1 protein-coding gene is annotated in these 262 nt (G+C 37.8%); it reads right to left on the bottom strand.

The features are described from left to right. Positions 1-262 (bottom strand): response regulator transcription factor (locus tag AAEY57_RS20290; protein WP_350608695.1); only part of this gene is annotated, 262 nt, incomplete at both ends.

Raw genomic sequence — 262 nt, forward strand, 5'->3', positions numbered from 1 at the left:
GTTATGTTGTTTCGCGAGATTGGCAGCTAAGCTAATAACTTTATGGTCCATTTCAGAAACAATTATAATACCGCCTTGATAATGTAACTCTCCTAAGTGGCGGATTAGTTCCATGCCGTCCATTTCGGGCATATTGAGATCAGTAAAAATAGCATCAAAGTAGTTGATCTCCTCTTTAACTTTTTCAAGAGCTTCTTTTGCATTCAGGCACGTAGTTATAGTGTTAGACATACCCAATTCGTTAAGTATAGCTTCCATAACG

It is taken from the genome of Pseudoalteromonas sp. MER144-MNA-CIBAN-0113, assembly GCF_040308965.1.
GTDB classification, from domain to species: domain Bacteria; phylum Pseudomonadota; class Gammaproteobacteria; order Enterobacterales; family Alteromonadaceae; genus Pseudoalteromonas; species Pseudoalteromonas tetraodonis.